Annotated in this window: 1 tRNA gene and 1 rRNA gene; both read right to left on the reverse strand. The window is 54.8% G+C overall.

Annotated elements, in window-relative coordinates:
* Positions 1-108: ribosomal RNA gene (gene rrf, locus H9X91_RS14060) — 5S ribosomal RNA — on the reverse strand; the annotation flags it as partial.
* Between the two features lie 197 nt (positions 109-305).
* Positions 306-380 (reverse strand) — tRNA-Glu (locus H9X91_RS14065).
* Positions 381-414: the final 34 nt, after the last annotated feature.

Raw genomic sequence — 414 nt, forward strand, 5'->3', positions numbered from 1 at the left:
CTACCTATTTTCCCGGGCCGTCGCCAGCCAAGTATTGTCGGCAGGAACGAGCTTAACTACCGTGTTCGGAATGGGAACGGGTGGACCCTCGCCCTAATCAGCACCAACTCTATGTCTTCCGGCTTTACCGGAGAACAAACTGTATTATATTGTATTTGGCTCCCCTTGTCAAGCTCTTTTCACCATCCCGCTCTCTCACCAAACCGTAAACCAGCGAAGCGTTTGCGGTTTGGAACGAAAAAGCAGCGGAGGGAATAAGCTTTCCGCTTCTGCCGGAAGCGAACGATCCGGAGCTTGCTTTGGCGTGGTGACCCGTACCGGATTCGAACCGATGTTAACGGCGTGAGAGGCCGCTGTCTTAACCACTTGACCAACGGGCCATGGTGCACCTTCACGGACTCGAACCGGGGACCC

This window comes from Oscillibacter valericigenes, from assembly GCF_016902445.1.
Taxonomy (GTDB): domain Bacteria; phylum Bacillota; class Clostridia; order Oscillospirales; family Oscillospiraceae; genus Oscillibacter; species Oscillibacter avistercoris.